At 69.2% G+C, this 15,393-nt stretch carries 14 protein-coding genes and 1 riboswitch; of the genes, 6 read left to right on the forward strand and 8 right to left on the reverse strand.

The features are described 5' to 3' along the window. Positions 1 to 10 precede the first annotated feature (10 nt). A complete protein-coding gene (locus DEJ50_RS16210) occupies positions 11 to 1,516 on the reverse strand; it encodes a cytochrome ubiquinol oxidase subunit I (protein ID WP_150208707.1) in 1,506 nt (501 codons plus the stop codon). A 192-nt stretch (positions 1,517 to 1,708) separates the two neighbouring features. On the opposite strand from DEJ50_RS16210, the gene DEJ50_RS16215 reads away from it, so the two are divergent. Beyond that, positions 1,709 to 2,077, forward strand: coding sequence for a cyclophilin-like fold protein (locus tag DEJ50_RS16215; RefSeq protein ID WP_150208708.1), 369 nt, complete (start codon positions 1,709 to 1,711; stop codon positions 2,075 to 2,077). Between the two features lie 47 nt (positions 2,078 to 2,124). Here the strand turns inward: DEJ50_RS16215 and hisC are convergent, their stop codons facing one another. Then, positions 2,125 to 3,207: a histidinol-phosphate transaminase gene (gene hisC / locus DEJ50_RS16220; protein WP_150208709.1), complete on the reverse strand. Its 1,083-nt coding sequence runs from the start codon at positions 3,205 to 3,207 to the stop codon at positions 2,125 to 2,127. Positions 3,208 to 3,557: 350 nt separating this feature from the next. On the opposite strand from hisC, the gene DEJ50_RS16225 reads away from it, so the two are divergent. From DEJ50_RS16225 to DEJ50_RS16235, 3 genes are all read left to right on the forward strand, one after another. Next, on the forward strand, positions 3,558 to 4,673 hold the full coding sequence (locus DEJ50_RS16225; protein ID WP_150208710.1) for a LacI family DNA-binding transcriptional regulator: 1,116 nt from the start codon (positions 3,558 to 3,560) through the stop codon (positions 4,671 to 4,673). A gap of 161 nt (positions 4,674 to 4,834) precedes the next feature. Continuing rightward, positions 4,835 to 6,082 carry a metallophosphoesterase gene (locus tag DEJ50_RS16230; RefSeq protein WP_150212165.1) on the forward strand — a complete coding sequence of 416 codons (1,248 nt, stop codon included), beginning with the start codon at positions 4,835 to 4,837 and terminating at the stop codon, positions 6,080 to 6,082. Between the two features lie 142 nt (positions 6,083 to 6,224). Further along, a complete protein-coding gene (locus DEJ50_RS16235) occupies positions 6,225 to 7,034 on the forward strand; it encodes a hypothetical protein (RefSeq protein ID WP_150208711.1) in 810 nt (269 codons plus the stop codon). A 30-nt stretch (positions 7,035 to 7,064) separates the two neighbouring features. Here the strand turns inward: DEJ50_RS16235 and DEJ50_RS16240 are convergent, their stop codons facing one another. Beyond that, positions 7,065 to 8,108, reverse strand: coding sequence for an aldo/keto reductase (locus tag DEJ50_RS16240; RefSeq protein ID WP_150212166.1), 1,044 nt, complete (start codon positions 8,106 to 8,108; stop codon positions 7,065 to 7,067). A 178-nt stretch (positions 8,109 to 8,286) separates the two neighbouring features. On the opposite strand from DEJ50_RS16240, the gene DEJ50_RS16245 reads away from it, so the two are divergent. Next, entirely contained in the window at positions 8,287 to 9,405 is a 1,119-nt protein-coding gene (locus DEJ50_RS16245) for a sulfite oxidase (RefSeq protein ID WP_150208712.1), read from the forward strand. A 133-nt stretch (positions 9,406 to 9,538) separates the two neighbouring features. On the opposite strand, the gene thiC is transcribed toward DEJ50_RS16245, so the two are convergent. Further along, entirely contained in the window at positions 9,539 to 11,338 is a 1,800-nt protein-coding gene (gene thiC / locus DEJ50_RS16250) for a phosphomethylpyrimidine synthase ThiC (protein WP_150208713.1), read from the reverse strand. Continuing rightward, positions 11,332 to 11,466: riboswitch (TPP riboswitch) on the reverse strand. Its footprint overlaps the gene before it by 7 nt. A 39-nt stretch (positions 11,467 to 11,505) precedes the next feature. Here thiC and DEJ50_RS16255 point away from each other — a divergent pair. Continuing rightward, on the forward strand, positions 11,506 to 12,987 hold the full coding sequence (locus tag DEJ50_RS16255) for a YibE/F family protein (protein ID WP_411757611.1): 1,482 nt from the start codon (positions 11,506 to 11,508) through the stop codon (positions 12,985 to 12,987). A 55-nt stretch (positions 12,988 to 13,042) separates the two neighbouring features. Here DEJ50_RS16255 and DEJ50_RS16260 read toward each other — a convergent pair whose 3' ends face one another. The 4 genes from DEJ50_RS16260 to DEJ50_RS16275 all read right to left on the reverse strand — a co-directional run bounded on the left by DEJ50_RS16260 (position 13,043) and on the right by DEJ50_RS16275 (position 15,373). Beyond that, positions 13,043 to 13,492, reverse strand: a complete 450-nt coding sequence (locus DEJ50_RS16260) for an SsgA family sporulation/cell division regulator (RefSeq protein WP_150208715.1) — start codon at positions 13,490 to 13,492, stop codon at positions 13,043 to 13,045. A gap of 96 nt (positions 13,493 to 13,588) precedes the next feature. Further along, positions 13,589 to 14,359, reverse strand: a complete 771-nt coding sequence (locus DEJ50_RS16265; RefSeq protein WP_190344537.1) for an IclR family transcriptional regulator — start codon at positions 14,357 to 14,359, stop codon at positions 13,589 to 13,591. A 300-nt stretch (positions 14,360 to 14,659) separates the two neighbouring features. After that, positions 14,660 to 14,884 (reverse strand): DUF5326 family protein, encoded by a 225-nt coding sequence (locus DEJ50_RS16270; RefSeq protein ID WP_150212168.1) that lies wholly within the window; start codon positions 14,882 to 14,884, stop codon positions 14,660 to 14,662. 171 nt (positions 14,885 to 15,055) lie between these two features. Further along, positions 15,056 to 15,373 carry a cupin domain-containing protein gene (locus tag DEJ50_RS16275; RefSeq protein ID WP_150208716.1) on the reverse strand — a complete coding sequence of 106 codons (318 nt, stop codon included), beginning with the start codon at positions 15,371 to 15,373 and terminating at the stop codon, positions 15,056 to 15,058. Positions 15,374 to 15,393 lie beyond the last annotated feature (20 nt).

The following is a 15,393-nucleotide window of genomic DNA, read 5'->3' on the forward strand; positions in this document are numbered from 1 at the left end:
CTCCTCAGCCTCAGTACGAGAAGGCCATCGGCCGGTCGGCGTTCTTGTCGTCGCCGCCGATCTTGGTGGGCGGGTTGAGGTCGGACTCGGTGAGCTCGGGCGGCCCGGCCTTGACGTACTTGACGAGCAGCCGGACCTCGATCACCGCGAGCACGGCGTACAGCAGGGTGAAGCCGATCATCGAGGTGAGCACCTCGCCCTGGGAGACGCCGGGGGAGACCGCGTCCTGGGTGCGCAGGACTCCGTAGACCACCCACGGCTGGCGGCCCATCTCGGTGAAGATCCAGCCCCAGGAGGTGGCGATCAGCGGGAAGCACATGGTCCAGAGCGCGAGCATCCAGTACCACTTGGCGAAGCGGGGGCTCAGCGGCTTCTTGTACAGGACCAGGTGCGGGACCTCGTCCTCACCGGTGCGCAGCCGGGCCGGCAGCAGGAACTTCTTGCGGGTCAGCCACAGGCCCAGCACGCCGACCGCGACGGACGCCATGCCGAAGCCGATCATCCAGCGGAAGCTCCAGTAGGCGACCGGGATGTTGGGCCGGTAGTCGCCGGGCCCGTACTTCTCCTGCTCGGCCTTGTTGACGTCGTTGATGCCGGGGACGAAGGAGCTGAAGTCGTCGTTGGCCAGGAAGGACAGCAGGCCGGGTATCTCGATCGCGACCTTGTTGTGGCCCTCTTCGACATCGCCGTATGCGAAGACGGAGAAGGGCGCGGGCGCCTCGCCGTCCCAGAGGGCCTCGGCGGCGGCCATCTTCATCGGCTGCTGCTTGAACATGACCTTGCCGAGCAGGTCGCCGCTGATGGCGGTGCCCAGGCCTGCGATGATCAGAGTGATCAGGCCGAGCCGCAGCGAGGTCCGCATCACCGGGATGTGCTTCTTGCGCGCCAGGTGGAAGGCGGCGATGCCGACCATGAACGCGCCGCCGACCAGGAAGGCGGCCGTGATGGTGTGGAAGAACTGGGTGAGTGCGGTGTTCTGGGTGAGCACCAGCCAGAAGTCGGTGAGCTCGGCCCGGCCCCGCTCCTCGTTGATCCGGTAGCCAACCGGGTGCTGCATCCAGGAATTGGCCGCGAGGATGAAGTACGCCGACAGGACGGTGCCGATCGAGACCATCCATATGCAGGCCAGGTGGATCTTCTTCGGCAGCTTGTCCCAGCCGAAGATCCACAGGCCGATGAAGGTGGATTCGAAGAAGAACGCGATCAGTGCCTCGAAGGCCAGCGGGGCCCCGAAGATGTCACCGACGAACCGCGAGTAGTCGGACCAGTTCATGCCGAACTGGAACTCCTGGACGATGCCGGTGACGACACCCATCGCGATGTTGATCAGAAACAGCTTGCCCCAGAACTTGGTGGCCTTGAGGTACTTCTCCTTCTCCGTTCGCACCCAGGCGGTCTGCAGTCCGGCGGTGAGTGCCGCCAGCGAGATCGTCAGGGGAACGAAGAGGAAGTGGTAGACGGTGGTGATACCGAACTGCCAGCGCGCCAATGTCTCCGGCGCCAAAGCTAGTTCCACGTCGTCTTCTCCTTGTCGTCGCCGTGGTCACAGCGGGCAGTCTGCCTGGCGGGTTCCTCCCCATACCGGGAGGAAGCAGGACACGCTTGTGAACGCGTTCACATTCACAAGCATTATGGCGCACCGCTTTCCGGGTCTTTGCGGCGGGGGTACCCCTAGCCAAGAATTTCAACAGATTGTTGAATTGAGCCCATGCAGATTCGAATCTCCTGGCCCGCCGGCCAGCTCACCGCAACCCTCGACGAAACCCCGACCGCCAAGGCCCTCGCCGCGGCACTCCCGATCTCCGCCAGTGCCCACACCTGGGGCGAGGAGGTCTACTTCGACACCGGCGTCTCGGTGACCCTGGAGCACGACGCCCGTCAGGTCGTCGACCCCGGCACCGTCGCCTTCTGGACCGAAGGGGATGCACTCGCCCTCCCCTACGGCCCCACGCCCATCTCGCGCGGAGGCGAGAGCCGCCTGGCGAGCCCCTGCAATGTGCTCGGCTCGTTCGACGGCGACCCCCGCCTCCTGGCCACCGTCCGCGACGGCGACCCCATCCGCGTAGAACGGGCCTGAGCCCGGCGCGGAAACAGCTCCACGAAAGCGAAAAGCGGAAAGCGGAGCTACAGCTCCTTGAAGAAGGCCTCCGCCGTGTGCAGGAAGAGGTCGTTCGCCTCGGTCTCACCGATCGTGACCCGTAGGCCCTCGCCCGCGAAGGGCCGGACCACCACACCGGCCTTCTCGCAGGCCGCCGCGAACGCGGCGGTCCGCTCCCCCAGCCGCATCCACACGAAGTTCGCCTGGGTCTCCGGAACCACCGTCCAGCCCTGGGCCAGCAGCGTTTCGTACACCCGGTTCCGCTCGCAGACCAGCGAGCCGACCCGCCCCAGCAGCTCGTCCTCGGCACGCAGCGAGGCAACGGCCGCGTCCTGGGCCAGCTGGCTGACGCCGAAGGGCACCGCCGTCTTGCGCAGCGCCGCGGCCACCGGCTCGTGCGCCACCGCGAAGCCCACCCGCAGGCCGGCCAGGCCGTACGCCTTGGAGAACGTACGCAGCACCGCGACGTTCGGCCGGTTGCGGTACAGCTCGATGCCGTCCGGCACCTCGGCGTCCCGGATGAACTCCTTGTACGCCTCGTCCAGCACCACCAGCACGTCCGAGGGCACCCGGTCCAGGAACCGCTCCAGCTCCGCCCGGCGCACCACGGTGCCGGTGGGGTTGTTCGGGTTGCAGACGAAGATCAGCCGGGTCCGCTCGGTGATGGCGTCCGCCATCGCGTCCAGGTCGTGCACATCGCCCGCGGTCAGCGGAACCTGCACCGACTTCGCCCCGGAGATCTGGGTGATGATCGGGTACGCCTCGAAGGACCGCCAGGCGTACATGACCTCGTCACCCGGGCCGGCCGTCGACTGGATCAGCGACTGCGCCACGCCCACCGAACCGGTGCCGGTGGCGATGTGCTCCACCGGTACGCCGAACCGCTCGGCCAGCTCGTTCACCAGGCCGGTGCAGGCCATGTCCGGGTAGCGGTTGAAATTGCCGGCCGCCGCGACCGCCTGCTCCAGCACCCCCGGCAGCGGCGGATACGGGTTCTCGTTGGAGGACAGCTTGTACGCGACAGGTCCCCCGGCCGCGGCCGGCTTGCCCGGTTTGTAGGTGGGGATGCCGTCCAGCTCGGCGCGCAGCTTCGGGCTCTTCTCGCTCACCGCAGGTCCTCCTCGACCTTCCCGTACAACTCAATACTGCTCACCTTATGAGGATTCCGCCCGGCCGAAAATGGTGTGCGCCGGGAAAGAGGGGGAGCGCGTACATATATGCACGCGCTGGTGGCCCACGCCGTGGCGCGCGTCCCTCGTACAGGTGAGTTGAGACCAGCCCGAGACCTCCCCGATTTGGCATGCCCGGACCCGACGACAAGCGTGGTCGTCACTCAGAGCGCACAACACCCTTCATTTCCAAGGTCATTGGGGGTGGCGAACCATGCAGAATCGTGCCTGTCAACGCGTGCATATGCATCCGGACCAGCCACCCCACCGAGCCCTACTATCGGCTCGCCATGACAGCAGCAGGGAAGCATCAGGTGAGCCGGACCGAGACCACCCGGCGGGCCGCCGGCCGACAGGGCCGGGCCGGCATCAGGGACGTGGCCGCCGCGGCCGGCGTCTCGATCACAACCGTCTCCGACGCGCTCAATGGCAAGGGCCGGCTCCCGGACGCCACCCGCCGCCACGTCCGCGAGGTCGCCGACCGACTGGGCTATCGCCCCTCCGCCGCCGCTCGCACCCTCCGTACCGGCAAATCCGGCCTGATCGGCCTGACCGTGACGACGTACGGGGATGAACCTTTCACCTTCACCGAGTTCGCCTACTTCGCCGAGATGGCCCGGGCCGCCACCTCCGCCGCGCTCGCCCGCGGCTACGCCCTGGTCATCCTCCCCGCCACCTCCCGTCACGACGTCTGGTCCAACGTGGCCCTCGACGGCACCGTGGTCATCGACCCCTCCGACCACGACCCCGTGGTCACCGAGCTCGTCCGCCAGGGCCTGCCGGTGGTCTCCGACGGGCGCCCGGCCGGCTCCCTCCCCGTCACCGCCTGGGTCGACAACGACCACGAAGCGGCCGTCCTCAACCTGCTCGACCACCTCGCCGCCGCCGGCGCCCGCCGGATCGGACTGCTCACCGGCACCACCACCGACACCTACACCCGGCTCTCCACCACCGCCTACCTCAACTGGTGCGACCGGGTCGGCCAGGACCCCGTCTACGAGTCCTACCCCGCCCACGACCCCTGCGCCGGAGCCGTGGCCGCCGACCGGCTGCTCGCCCGGCCCGACCGCCCCGACGCCGTCTACGGGCTCTTCGACCCCAACGGCACGGACCTGCTGGCCGCCGCCCGCCGCTACGGCCTGCGCGTCCCCGAGGACCTGCTGCTGGTGTGCTGCAGCGAGTCCACCGTGTACGCGAACACCGAGCCGCCGATCACCACCCTCTCCCTCAAACCGCGCCGGATCGGAACCGCCGTGGTGCAGCTCCTGATCGATGCGATCGAGGGGGTCGACACCGGCCGGCCGGTGGAGCAGGTGGTCCCGACCGAACTGATCGTCAGGACTTCTTCGCAGCGCAGGCGGCCCCGGACCACCGTCAGTCCGCCCCGCTCGCCGGCCCGCGACTGAGGCAATTCGGGAGAAAATAGGCGGAAGGCGCGCTTCCGCCCAGGATTCACCACCCCTGGTGCGTCACAGAGCGCGAGCTGCATTCCTATGATGGGCGCACGACATCACGGACCCTCCGCCGAGGAGGGCAGGAGGGTCCGCAGGTGTACGGCAGCGCGACGGTGGTGGAGGGGTCGATGACTCAGGGGGCCGGTCAGGGACCCGTGATGCGGACGGACACGCTGCGGGACTTCCAGGTCCCCACGGTCCCGGCCGTCACCGAGGCACCCGTGTACGGCGAATACCCCGCCTATTACGAGGACTCCGCCCCCGTGCCACCGGCCGTACCGCCCGCCGTGCCGCCCGCCGTGCCCGCCGCCGGACATCCGGCCGTACCGCCCCAGCAGGCGTACCGGCCCGCGTACGACGGACCCGAGCCGGTGAACCAGGCGGGCCCCGAGCCGTACGAGGAGTACGAGGAGCCCGAGGGCTACACCCCCACCCAGCGCGACCTCCCGGTCATCGGCCGCGGCGCGGCCGGCGGCCCCGGGGACACCGTCCAGGTCCAGTACGTCCCCCAGGACGCCCCGGAGCAGGGCACCGGACCCGGCCCGCTCTACGTGGTCGGCGACGTCCACGGCTACCTCGACGAGCTCGTCACCGAACTCCACGCCCAGGGCCTCATCGACGCCGACGGCCGCTGGTCCGCCGGCACCGCCCGGCTCTGGTTCCTCGGCGACTTCACCGACCGCGGCCCCGACGGCATCGGCGTCATCGACCTCGTGATGCGGCTGTCCGCCGAGGCCGCCGCCGCCGGCGGCTACTGCAAGGCCCTGATGGGCAATCACGAACTCCTGCTGATCGGTGCCAAGCGCTTCGGGGACACCCCCGTCTCCTCCGGCGCCGGCACCGCCACCTTCCAGGCCGCCTGGCTGCTCAACGGCGGCCAGCGCACCGACATGGAGCGCCTGGAGGACGTCCACCTCCAGTGGATGTCCCGGCTGGACGCGGCAGCCCTGGAGGACGGCCACCTGCTGCTGCACTCCGACACCACCGCCTACCTCGACTACGGCGACTCCATCGAGGATGTCAACGACAAGATCCACGAGCTGCTCAACCTGAACGACGCGGACGAGACCTGGGACCTGTTCCGCAAGTTCACCAAGCGGTTCGCCTTCCGCGACCAGGACGCCGGCCCCCTCGCGGTCCGCGAACTGCTGGACACCTACGGCGGCGGGCGCGTGGTGCACGGGCACAGCCCCATCCCCTACCTGCTGGGCGAGGTCGGCACCGAGGACGGCGACGAAAGCCGCGGACCGGAGGCGGTGGACGGCCCCCATGTGTACGCGGACGGCCTCGCGATCGCCATGGACGGCGGAGTGACCATGGCCGGGAAACTCCTGGTCGTACAACTTCCGTTGAACGACTGATGGTTGCCATTTCCTGAAAGCCCCTGTCAGTGGATGGCGCGATCGCTCTACCATCGCTCTATCCGTAGCAGGCTCTCCTCCGTTTGTGCCGGTCGCCCGGTGTGTCGCGCGGGCGGCACCGGCCCCTTCGGAGCATCGGGGGATGCACATGAACAACGCTGGGCACCTGCTGGCCGAAGACCGCCCGGAGTTCGATCGACTCCTCGACGAAGTACTGCGCACTGCGCACGATCGGCCCGAGCTCACCGCGCTCGGCGAACGCCTCAACGCGGAGCAGCTACGCACCATGGCGACCAACGCCAGTGTGCTGCTGACCACCGCCGCCGCCACCGAGTACGACCATTACGTGAAAGTACGGGGCGAACTGCGCGAGGCCGCCCTCGCGGCGCACTCGGCGACGGCCGATGTCGCGGCGGACGGCCCGGCCGGAGCAGGGATCGGCGCGATGGTCGCGGTGCTGGCCCCCGTCCTGGCCGGCACCGCCATGGTGATCTTCCTCCTGGTGGGCTGGATCATGAAGATGCTCGACCCCGAGCCCGCCTTCGCCGAAACGATCCTCACCGCCGGATGGCTGTTCGGAGCCCTGACCGTGGTGGCCCTGCTGTTCGCGGTGGTCGGGCTGCTGGTCACGGCCGTCCGCAACCGGGCCACGGAAGTGGCCGCCGATGCGGCCGAGACGGTCCCGCACGAGGTGGTGCAGGCCCGCGAGGCCTGGCGGCACGCCCTGCTGGAGCGGGGCATCGTGCCGTTCCTGCGGGAGGCACTGGCCGATCCGGGGCCGGCCGGGGTTCCCGTACCGCGTACGCCGAAGGCCGGGCGCATCCCCGATCTGGGCTACACCCGGCCCGACTTCACCAGCCCGGGATCGCCCTCACAGGGGTCCCGGCCCGGCTATACGGCCCCGGACTTCACCAGTCCGGACTTCGGCGGCCCCGAGCACGGCCGGGAGTAGCGGGCCGGTCGGGGCTCGCGCCTCTGGGGGCTACCGGTCTCCGACGGGGCGCCGCCGCAGGGCGGGCTCGGTCAGTGCGGCGGGCCGCCAGGCGCCGTCCGGGTGGTACAGGTTCGTACCGGGCGGCACGATCGCGTCGATCCGGTCGAGGGTCTCGTCGTCCGGAACCACCGACACCCCCTTCACCAGGGAGCGGAGCTGCTCCATGGTGCGCGGCCCGATGATCACCGAGGTGACCGCCGGGTGGACGAGCGGGAAGGCGACGGCGAGCTCCGGCAGGCTGCACCCGATGCTCTCCGCCACCTCGATCAGCTCTCCGGCAGCCGCCAGCTTGGCCAGGTTGCCGGGGACGGCAGGATCGAAGCGGGCCGGCGTCAGGGCGGCCCGCCCGCTGCTCAGGTCCACGTCCCGGCCCGGCCGGTACGCCCCGCTGAGGAATCCGGAGGCCAGCGGGCTCCAGGTCAGCACCCCCATCCCGTACTTGCGGGCGGTGGGCAGCACGTCCTTCTCCACTCCGCGCGCGAGGATCGAGTAGGGCGGCTGCTCGGTCCTGAAGCGCGCCAGCCCGCGCCGCTCGGCCACGTGGTGGGACTCGGCGATCTCCTCGGCGGGGAAGGTGGAGCAGCCGAAGGCGCGTATCTTCCCCGCCCGCACGAGGTCCCCCAGCACCCCGAGGGTTTCCTCGATGTCCGTCCGGGGGTCGGGCCGGTGCACCTGGTACAGGTCGATCCAGTCCGTGCCGAGCCGGGTGAGGCTGTCCTCCACCGCCTGCACCAGCCAGCGCCGCGAGTTCCCGCTCCGGTTGCGGCCCTCGCCCAGGGGGAAGTGGCCCTTGGTGGCGAGGACGACATCCTCGCGCCGGCGCCCCTTGAGCGCCTTGCCGACGATCGTCTCGGACTCCCCCGCGGAGTACATGTCGGCGGTGTCGACGAAGTTGATGCCCTCGTCGAGGGCCGCGTGGATGATCTCTACGCAGTCGTCGTGATCGGGGTTGCCGACCGCCCCGAACATCATCGTGCCGAGGCAGTGCACGCTCACCTCGATGCCGGTCCCGCCCAAGTTCCTGTATCGCATCGTCATACCGGCGCACCCTACGAGCTGGAGTGCACTCCAGCTCAACCCCTGGCGCAGCAGTACACGGCGCTGCCCGGTCGGTGCGGCGGTCAGTCGGCCAGCGGCCGGTAGACCCGGTTGCCCGCAGCCGCGAAGGCCAGCGGATGAGAGGAGCCGGACGGCGGCGCATCATGAAGACATGGACGGCATCCCGGATCTCAGGGACGTCAGCGCGCCGGGCCGCGTCGCCGGACCCGACGAGGGGATCAGCACCGCGGAGCTGGCCCTCGCCGCCCGCAACCACGGCCTACCACTCGAAGCCCTGCGCTACGACACCAGCCCGCCCGGCCTCCACTACGTCCTGGTCCACTACGACATCCCCTCTGCCGACGCCGACGCGTGGCGGCTGACGGTCGGAGGACTCGTCCGCCGCCCCCTCTCCCTCGACCTGACGGCCCTGCGGGCGCGTCCGCCGGTCACCCACCGAGTCACCCTGGAGTGCGCGGGCAACGGCCGGGCCCGGCTCGCGCCCCGCCCCGTCAGCCAGCCCTGGCTCGTCGAGGCCGTCGGCACCGCCGACTGGACCGGCGTCCCGCTGGCCGACCTGCTCGCCGAGGCGGGGATCGTCGAGGGCGCCGTCGAGGCCGTCTTCACCGGCGCCGACCACGGTGTCGAACGCGGCACCGAGCAGGACTACCAGCGCGGCCTCCCGCTCGACATGGCGACCGATCCGGCCCGGGGCGTGCTGGTGGCGTACGCCATGAACGGCGCTCCGCTGCCGCCCCAGCACGGCCACCCGCTGCGCCTTGTCGTGCCCGGCTGGTACGGCATGGCGAGCGTCAAGTGGCTGCGTGACATCACCGTCACCGACACCCCCTTCACCGGCTTCCAGCAGGCCGTCGCCTACCGCTACCGGCAGATCCCGGACGAGCCGGGGGAGCCCGTGGAGGTCATCGCGCCTCGTGCCCTGATGATTCCGCCCGGCTTCCCCGACTTCATGTCCCGCACCCGGGTCGTCCGGCCCGGACCCGTCCCGCTCGCCGGGCGCGCCTGGTCCGGGCACGGCCCGGTGGTCCTCGTGGAGGTCAGTAGCGACGGCGAGGAGAGTTGGACCGACGCCGAGGTGACCGCCGACCTGGCACGGCCCTGGGCGTGGGCCGCGTGGCGCACCAGCTGGACGGCGACGCCGGGCTCGTTCCGCCTCACCGTCCGCGCCACCGACGCCGCCGGGCACACCCAGCCGCTCGCGGCCCCCTGGAACCGGGGCGGCTTCGGCAACAACCTGGTCCAGCGGGTCGAGGTGGTCTGCCTCAGGTAGGGGTGGCACGGGAGAGGGGGGGGTGCACTGACTGGGCGTCAGCTATCAGCTGTCAGCTGGATCAGCCCAACGAAAGACGAAGGCTGGCCGACGACTCCCCCCGGATGCCGTCGGCCAGCCTCGTTCGCGCAGGTCAGTCGGCCAGCGGCAGGTACACGCGGTTGCCCGCAGCCGCGAACTCCGCGGACTTCTCCGCCATGCCCGCCTGGATCTCGTCGGCCTTCAGGTCCCCGCCGTGCTCACGGCGGATGTCCTGGGAGATCTTCATCGAGCAGAACTTCGGCCCGCACATGGAGCAGAAGTGCGCGGTCTTGGCCGGCTCGGCCGGAAGCGTCTCGTCGTGGAACTCACGGGCCGTGTCCGGGTCCAGGGCCAGGTTGAACTGGTCCTCCCAGCGGAACTCGAAGCGGGCGTCCGACAGGGCGTCATCCCACTCCTGGGCCCCCGGGTGGCCCTTGGCCAGGTCTGCCGCATGCGCCGCGATCTTGTACGTGATGACACCGGTCTTCACGTCGTCGCGGTTGGGCAGGCCCAGGTGCTCCTTGGGCGTCACGTAGCAGAGCATCGCCGTGCCCCACCAGGCGATCATCGCGGCGCCGATGCCCGAGGTGATGTGGTCGTAGGCCGGGGCGACGTCCGTGGTCAGCGGGCCCAGGGTGTAGAACGGCGCCTCCTCGCAGATCTCCTGCTGGAGGTCGATGTTCTCCTTGATCTTGTGCATCGGGACATGGCCCGGGCCCTCGATCATCGTCTGGACGTTGTGCCGCTTGGCGATCGTGTTCAGCTCGCCCAGCGTCTTCAGCTCGGCGAACTGCGCCGCGTCGTTGGCGTCCGCGATGGAGCCGGGGCGCAGGCCGTCGCCCAGCGAGTACGTGACGTCGTACGTCGCCAGGATGTCGCAGAGCTCCTCGAAGTTCGTGTAGAGGAAGTTCTCCTTGTGGTGCGCCAGGCACCAGGCCGCCATGATCGAGCCGCCGCGGGAGACGATGCCGGTCTTGCGGCGGGCGGTCAGCGGGACGTACGGCAGCAGCACGCCGGCGTGCACCGTCATGTAGTCGACGCCCTGCTCGGCCTGCTCGATGACCGTGTCCTTGTAGATCTCCCAGGTCAGGTCCTCGGCGCGGCCGTCGACCTTCTCCAGGGCCTGGTAGAGGGGCACGGTGCCGATCGGGACGGGGGAGTTGCGCAGCACCCACTCGCGGGTGGTGTGGATGTTGCGGCCGGTGGAGAGGTCCATGACCGTGTCGGCGCCCCAGCGGGTGGCCCAGGTCATCTTCTCCACCTCCTCCTCGATGGAGGAGGTGACGGCGGAGTTGCCGATGTTGGCGTTGACCTTCACCAGGAAGCGCTTGCCGATGATCATCGGCTCGATCTCCGGGTGGTTCACGTTCGCCGGGAGCACGGCGCGGCCGGCGGCGATCTCCTCGCGGACGACCTCGGGGGAGACGTTCTCGCGGATCGCGACGTACTCCATCTCCGGCGTGATCTCGCCGCGGCGGGCGTACGCGAGCTGCGTGACCGCGGCGCCGCCCCGGCCCCGGCGGGGCTGGCGCGGGCGGCCCGGGAAGACCGCGTCGAGGTTCTTGAGGCCGCCGCGGGGCGAGGTGTGCTTGATGCCGTCGTCCTCAGGGCGCACGGGGCGTCCCGCGTACTCCTCGGTGTCGCCGCGGCCGATGATCCAGTTCTCGCGGAGCGGCGCGAGTCCGCGCCGGACGTCGGTCTCGATCTGCGGGTCGGTGTACGGGCCGGAGGTGTCGTACAGCGTGACATCGCGGCCGGTGGTCAGATGGACCTGGCGGACCGGCACCTGGATGTCGGGGCGGGATCCCGTGACATATCCCTTGTGCCAGCCCGGCTTGCGGTCGGCCTGAGCGGCCTGGCTGTCCTGGCCGTCCTGGCTGGTGGCAGGCGTGCGTGCATCCTGAATGGTCATGAGACCTATCTCCCTACGCCGGCATTACCCGGTAACAGGTTCGGCGGTCGACGCAGCCTCCTCCCGTACGTGCGTACGGTGATCAGCGCCCTCTCAGCCCGGTGCTCCGAGCTCCCGCGTTGTGCAAAGTAGCCCCCACGCTAGCGTCATGTGTGGCGTGCTGAACAGTGGGCCCCCTCATCTCTTGCGATGATCGGTCGGTGACCTCCTTGCCTCAGCCCCCCAGCGACCCCACGGACCCCATGGACCCCAGCGGTCACGGAAGTGGCAACGGTCACAGCCACGGGCACGGTCAGAGCCACGGTCAGAGCCAGGGCCACAGTCACGGGCACAGCCATGGGCATGGGCACGGTCCTGCGGCTCCCGTCTCGCGGCATCTCCGCAGGGTGATCGCCGCCGTCCTGGTGCCCTTCGCCACCGCCGTCCTGGTCGGCCTGGTGGTCCTGTGGCCGGGCGGTGCACCCGCGCACGAGCGCACCGGAGTCGGCTTCGACCGGCAGACCCAGCAGGCCACCGTCACCGACCTGCAAACAGTTGACTGTGCATCAGTAAATGCCGCGCAGGTGCCTCCGACAGCGAACCCCAACACGCCGCAGGGGCGCGAGGCGCAAGCCGGGCAGACCGGAACCTGCAAGAAGGCCACGGTCGAGATCGGCACCGGCCCGGACCGCGGCCGGACCTTTGTCGAGGTCGTCCAACCCGGCGCCCCGCGACAGCTGGAGAAGGGTCAGGGTGTGGTCGTCGCGTACGCCCCGGACGCCCCGCGGGACCTGCAGTACTCGGTGATCGACGTCAACCGGAAGATGCCGATCGCGCTGCTCGCCGCCGTCTTTGCCCTGGTGGTGGTCGCGGTGGGCCGACTCCGCGGACTGTTCGCTCTGGTCGCACTTGCAATCAGCTTTGGCATCCTGACCCTGTTTATCCTGCCCGCCATCCTGCAGGGCTCGAACCCACTGGTCGTCGCGGTGGTCGGGGCGAGCGCCATCATGCTGATCGCCCTCTACATGTGCCACGGCCTGACCGCCCGCACCTCGGTCGCCGTACTCGGCACGCTGGTCTCCCTGCTGCTGATCGGACTGATGGGCTCAGCGCTGATCGACTGGGCGTTCCTGACCGGCAACACCGACGACAACACCGGGCTCATCCATGGGCTCTACCCGGACATCGACATGAGCGGCCTGCTGCTCGCCGGTGTGATCATCGGATCCCTCGGCGTACTCGACGATGTGACGATCACCCAGACGTCGGCCGTCTGGGAACTGCACCAGGCCGATCCCAGGATGGGACCGCGCGAGCTGTACCGGGCGGGGATCCGGATCGGACGCGACCACATCGCATCCGTAGTCAACACCCTGATCCTCGCCTATGCGGGTGCGGCCCTCCCGCTGCTGCTGCTGTTCTCGATCGCCAACAGCAGCATGGGGGCGGTGGCCAACAGCGAGCTGGTCGCGGAGGAGATCGTCCGGACCCTGGTGGGCTCCATCGGGCTGGTGGCCTCGGTTCCGGTGACCACCGTACTGGCGGCACTGGTGGTCTCGGCGGACCGGCCGGAAGCCCTGGCCGGGGCTACCGGTTCGGCCCGTTCGGCCCGTTCGGCCGGTTCGGGTACGGTCCTCGGCGGTCGGGGCCGCCGTCGGCGCAAGCGCTGAACGTACGCCGGGTGGGCGGGCCGGCCTCTGCCCAGCCGACGGCTCGGCCGGCAGCTCAGCCGGCGTTCTGTTCGTTCTGCTGCGCCCCGGCGAGGATCTTGCCGAGGGCGTCGTCGAGGTGCTCCTCGAAATCGCCGAGGTTGCGCTCCTGACCGAGCGGCACGATCCGGTCGGTGCGGTCGAGGAAGGCGACCAGCGGTGCCGCGCCGGCCCGGAACAGGGCCCGGTCGCTGCCGACCTGAAGCCGGATGTGGACATCGGAGAGCTCCTCGGGATCGGTGGGGGCGATGTGCACATCACCGTCGCCGCATGGCTTGTTGATGCCGTCGAGGAGCAGCTCCCTGCCGAACGCCCAGGTCACGGGCGCATCGCCGGGGAGGTGGAAGGTCAGGCGTACTGCGTAGGGGTCACGAGCGTCGTACCGGAGTTCCACCGGGATCCGGAACGAGAGTTCCTCCGAGACGAGGAAGCTCATCATGACCTCTGCCTGTACAGACTCGCGCATGCCTACCCCACAGTGTTTGAAGTGGCCAGGAATGGTCCCCCAAGGCCCTCTTGACAATCGTGGTGGACGGGCTAGCAGATCACAAGGAGTGAGTTTTCAGATACTGATAGAGAAGGAGAGCGTGCTCAACAGCGCGCCTACTTCACTGCGTAGCCGATCGACTGCATACAGCAACCGGTCCTCTTGGTGCAGAGGTAGGGAAATGGCCATGGTTGCGGCGGTATCGCCGGCCGTGATCGGGATCGCCGCACACACGACGCCCAGGGCGTACTCCTGACGCTCTGTAACCGGCTGCATCCGCTCCATGGCGGAAATTCGCTGTTCCATCGCGCGCATGTCCGCGACGGTGTAGGGAGTGATCGCGGCCACCGGGTGACGGTCGTAATGATCCAGGCGGGCCTTTTCGTCGAGCTGGCTGAGCAGGCACTGTCCGATGGCGTGCGCATGCCCGGTCTCCCGGAAGGCGGCCCATTCCTCGCAGGCGGGATGGTTCGGGGTGTCCGCGGCCCCGACCACCTCGATTTCACCCTCGCGGTAGACCGCGAAGTAGACGGGTGCCCCGACCACGTCCCGGAAGTGGGCGAGCGAATCGAGGATCATGCTGCGACGTTTCTGCTGCAATCCGCCACCGGCCAGCCGACCGGCTGCGTCGCCAAGCACGAACACCCCGCTCTCCCGGCGCAGATAGCCCTCATGGGTGAGCGTGCGCAGCAGGTGGTACGCGGTGGGAAGCGGGAGCCCGGCCTCGCGTGCCAGTTGTTTCGCCGGGGCTCCCTCACTATGGGAACCGACGGCTTCGAGCAGTCTCAGCGCCCGTTGCACCGAACCGATCAGGGTCGGTACAGCGGCATTGTGAACCGAAGACAAAGCTCACCCCCAGGCGTGGCGGCGGGCCTTGCGGGACCCGCCCTGCGGGGGCCGCCCCCGCATGCGCCGAATCTCCTGGGGGTCATGCTCGGCGGGCGATCACGTGACTAAGCCGCGGGTCAGAACCGGTATGACCGGCTGCGGTGCCCAGGTTCGGCACAGATTGCCACTCTATCCGCCGAGTCCGGGCGTGTGAGGCGTTTGCCGGTGCACGTTCCCTCACCTGGGTTAATCCCGCGGGCTCCGACAGGTCTTCACGGGCTTCCCGTGAGGCTTCCGGGGCCCCACGGGCCCCGGGGCCTACCAGTCTGTCGAAGAGGACTTCGTGCCGCTGCCGGCCCCGGTGAACTTCTTGACGACGAACACCAGACCGCCGACGAGGGCGACGAACAGCAGCAGTTTGAACACCAGACCGATGAGCGCACCCAGGACGCTGGTGATGACGCCGCCGAACACGAACAGGGCCAGCAGCGGAACGGCGACCCACTTCACCCACCAGGGCATGCCTGCGAATATCTGCCGAATGCCGTCCATGTCCACGACCTCTTCCCCATCTGAGACTTCGCCTGTGACGTCGTCCGTGACTTCGTCTGTGCTTTCCTGCCTTCGATGCTAGGAGCGCGGGCCTCGGAAAAGGGGCCCGCAGGCCCCCGCAGTTCCCTGATCCGCCCCTTAAGGGGACACCGGGGGCGACCCTCAGCCCTCCGGGGGAGAGAACACCACCAGCACCTTCAGGTCCTCGCTGATGTGGTGGAACCTGTGGGGCACCCCGGCCGGAACATAGACCACGCTGCCCCGGGCCACCGTCGTCGTCTCCTCTCCCACGGTGATCGAACCCCGGCCGCTGACCACGAAGTACACCTCGTCCTGACGGTGCGGTGCCTGCGGATCCATCTGTCCGGCATCGAGCGCGTACAGCCCCACGGACATGTTCCGCTCCTTCAGGAACTGCAGGTACGCGCCCTCGTTCGCGATCCGCTCCGCTTCGAGCTCATCCAGCCGGAACGCCTTCATGCTCCTCGTGACCCTTTCTT

Origin of the sequence: Streptomyces venezuelae (assembly GCF_008642295.1) — a bacterium.
In the GTDB taxonomy this organism is placed as follows: Bacteria; Actinomycetota; Actinomycetes; order Streptomycetales; family Streptomycetaceae; genus Streptomyces; species Streptomyces venezuelae_C.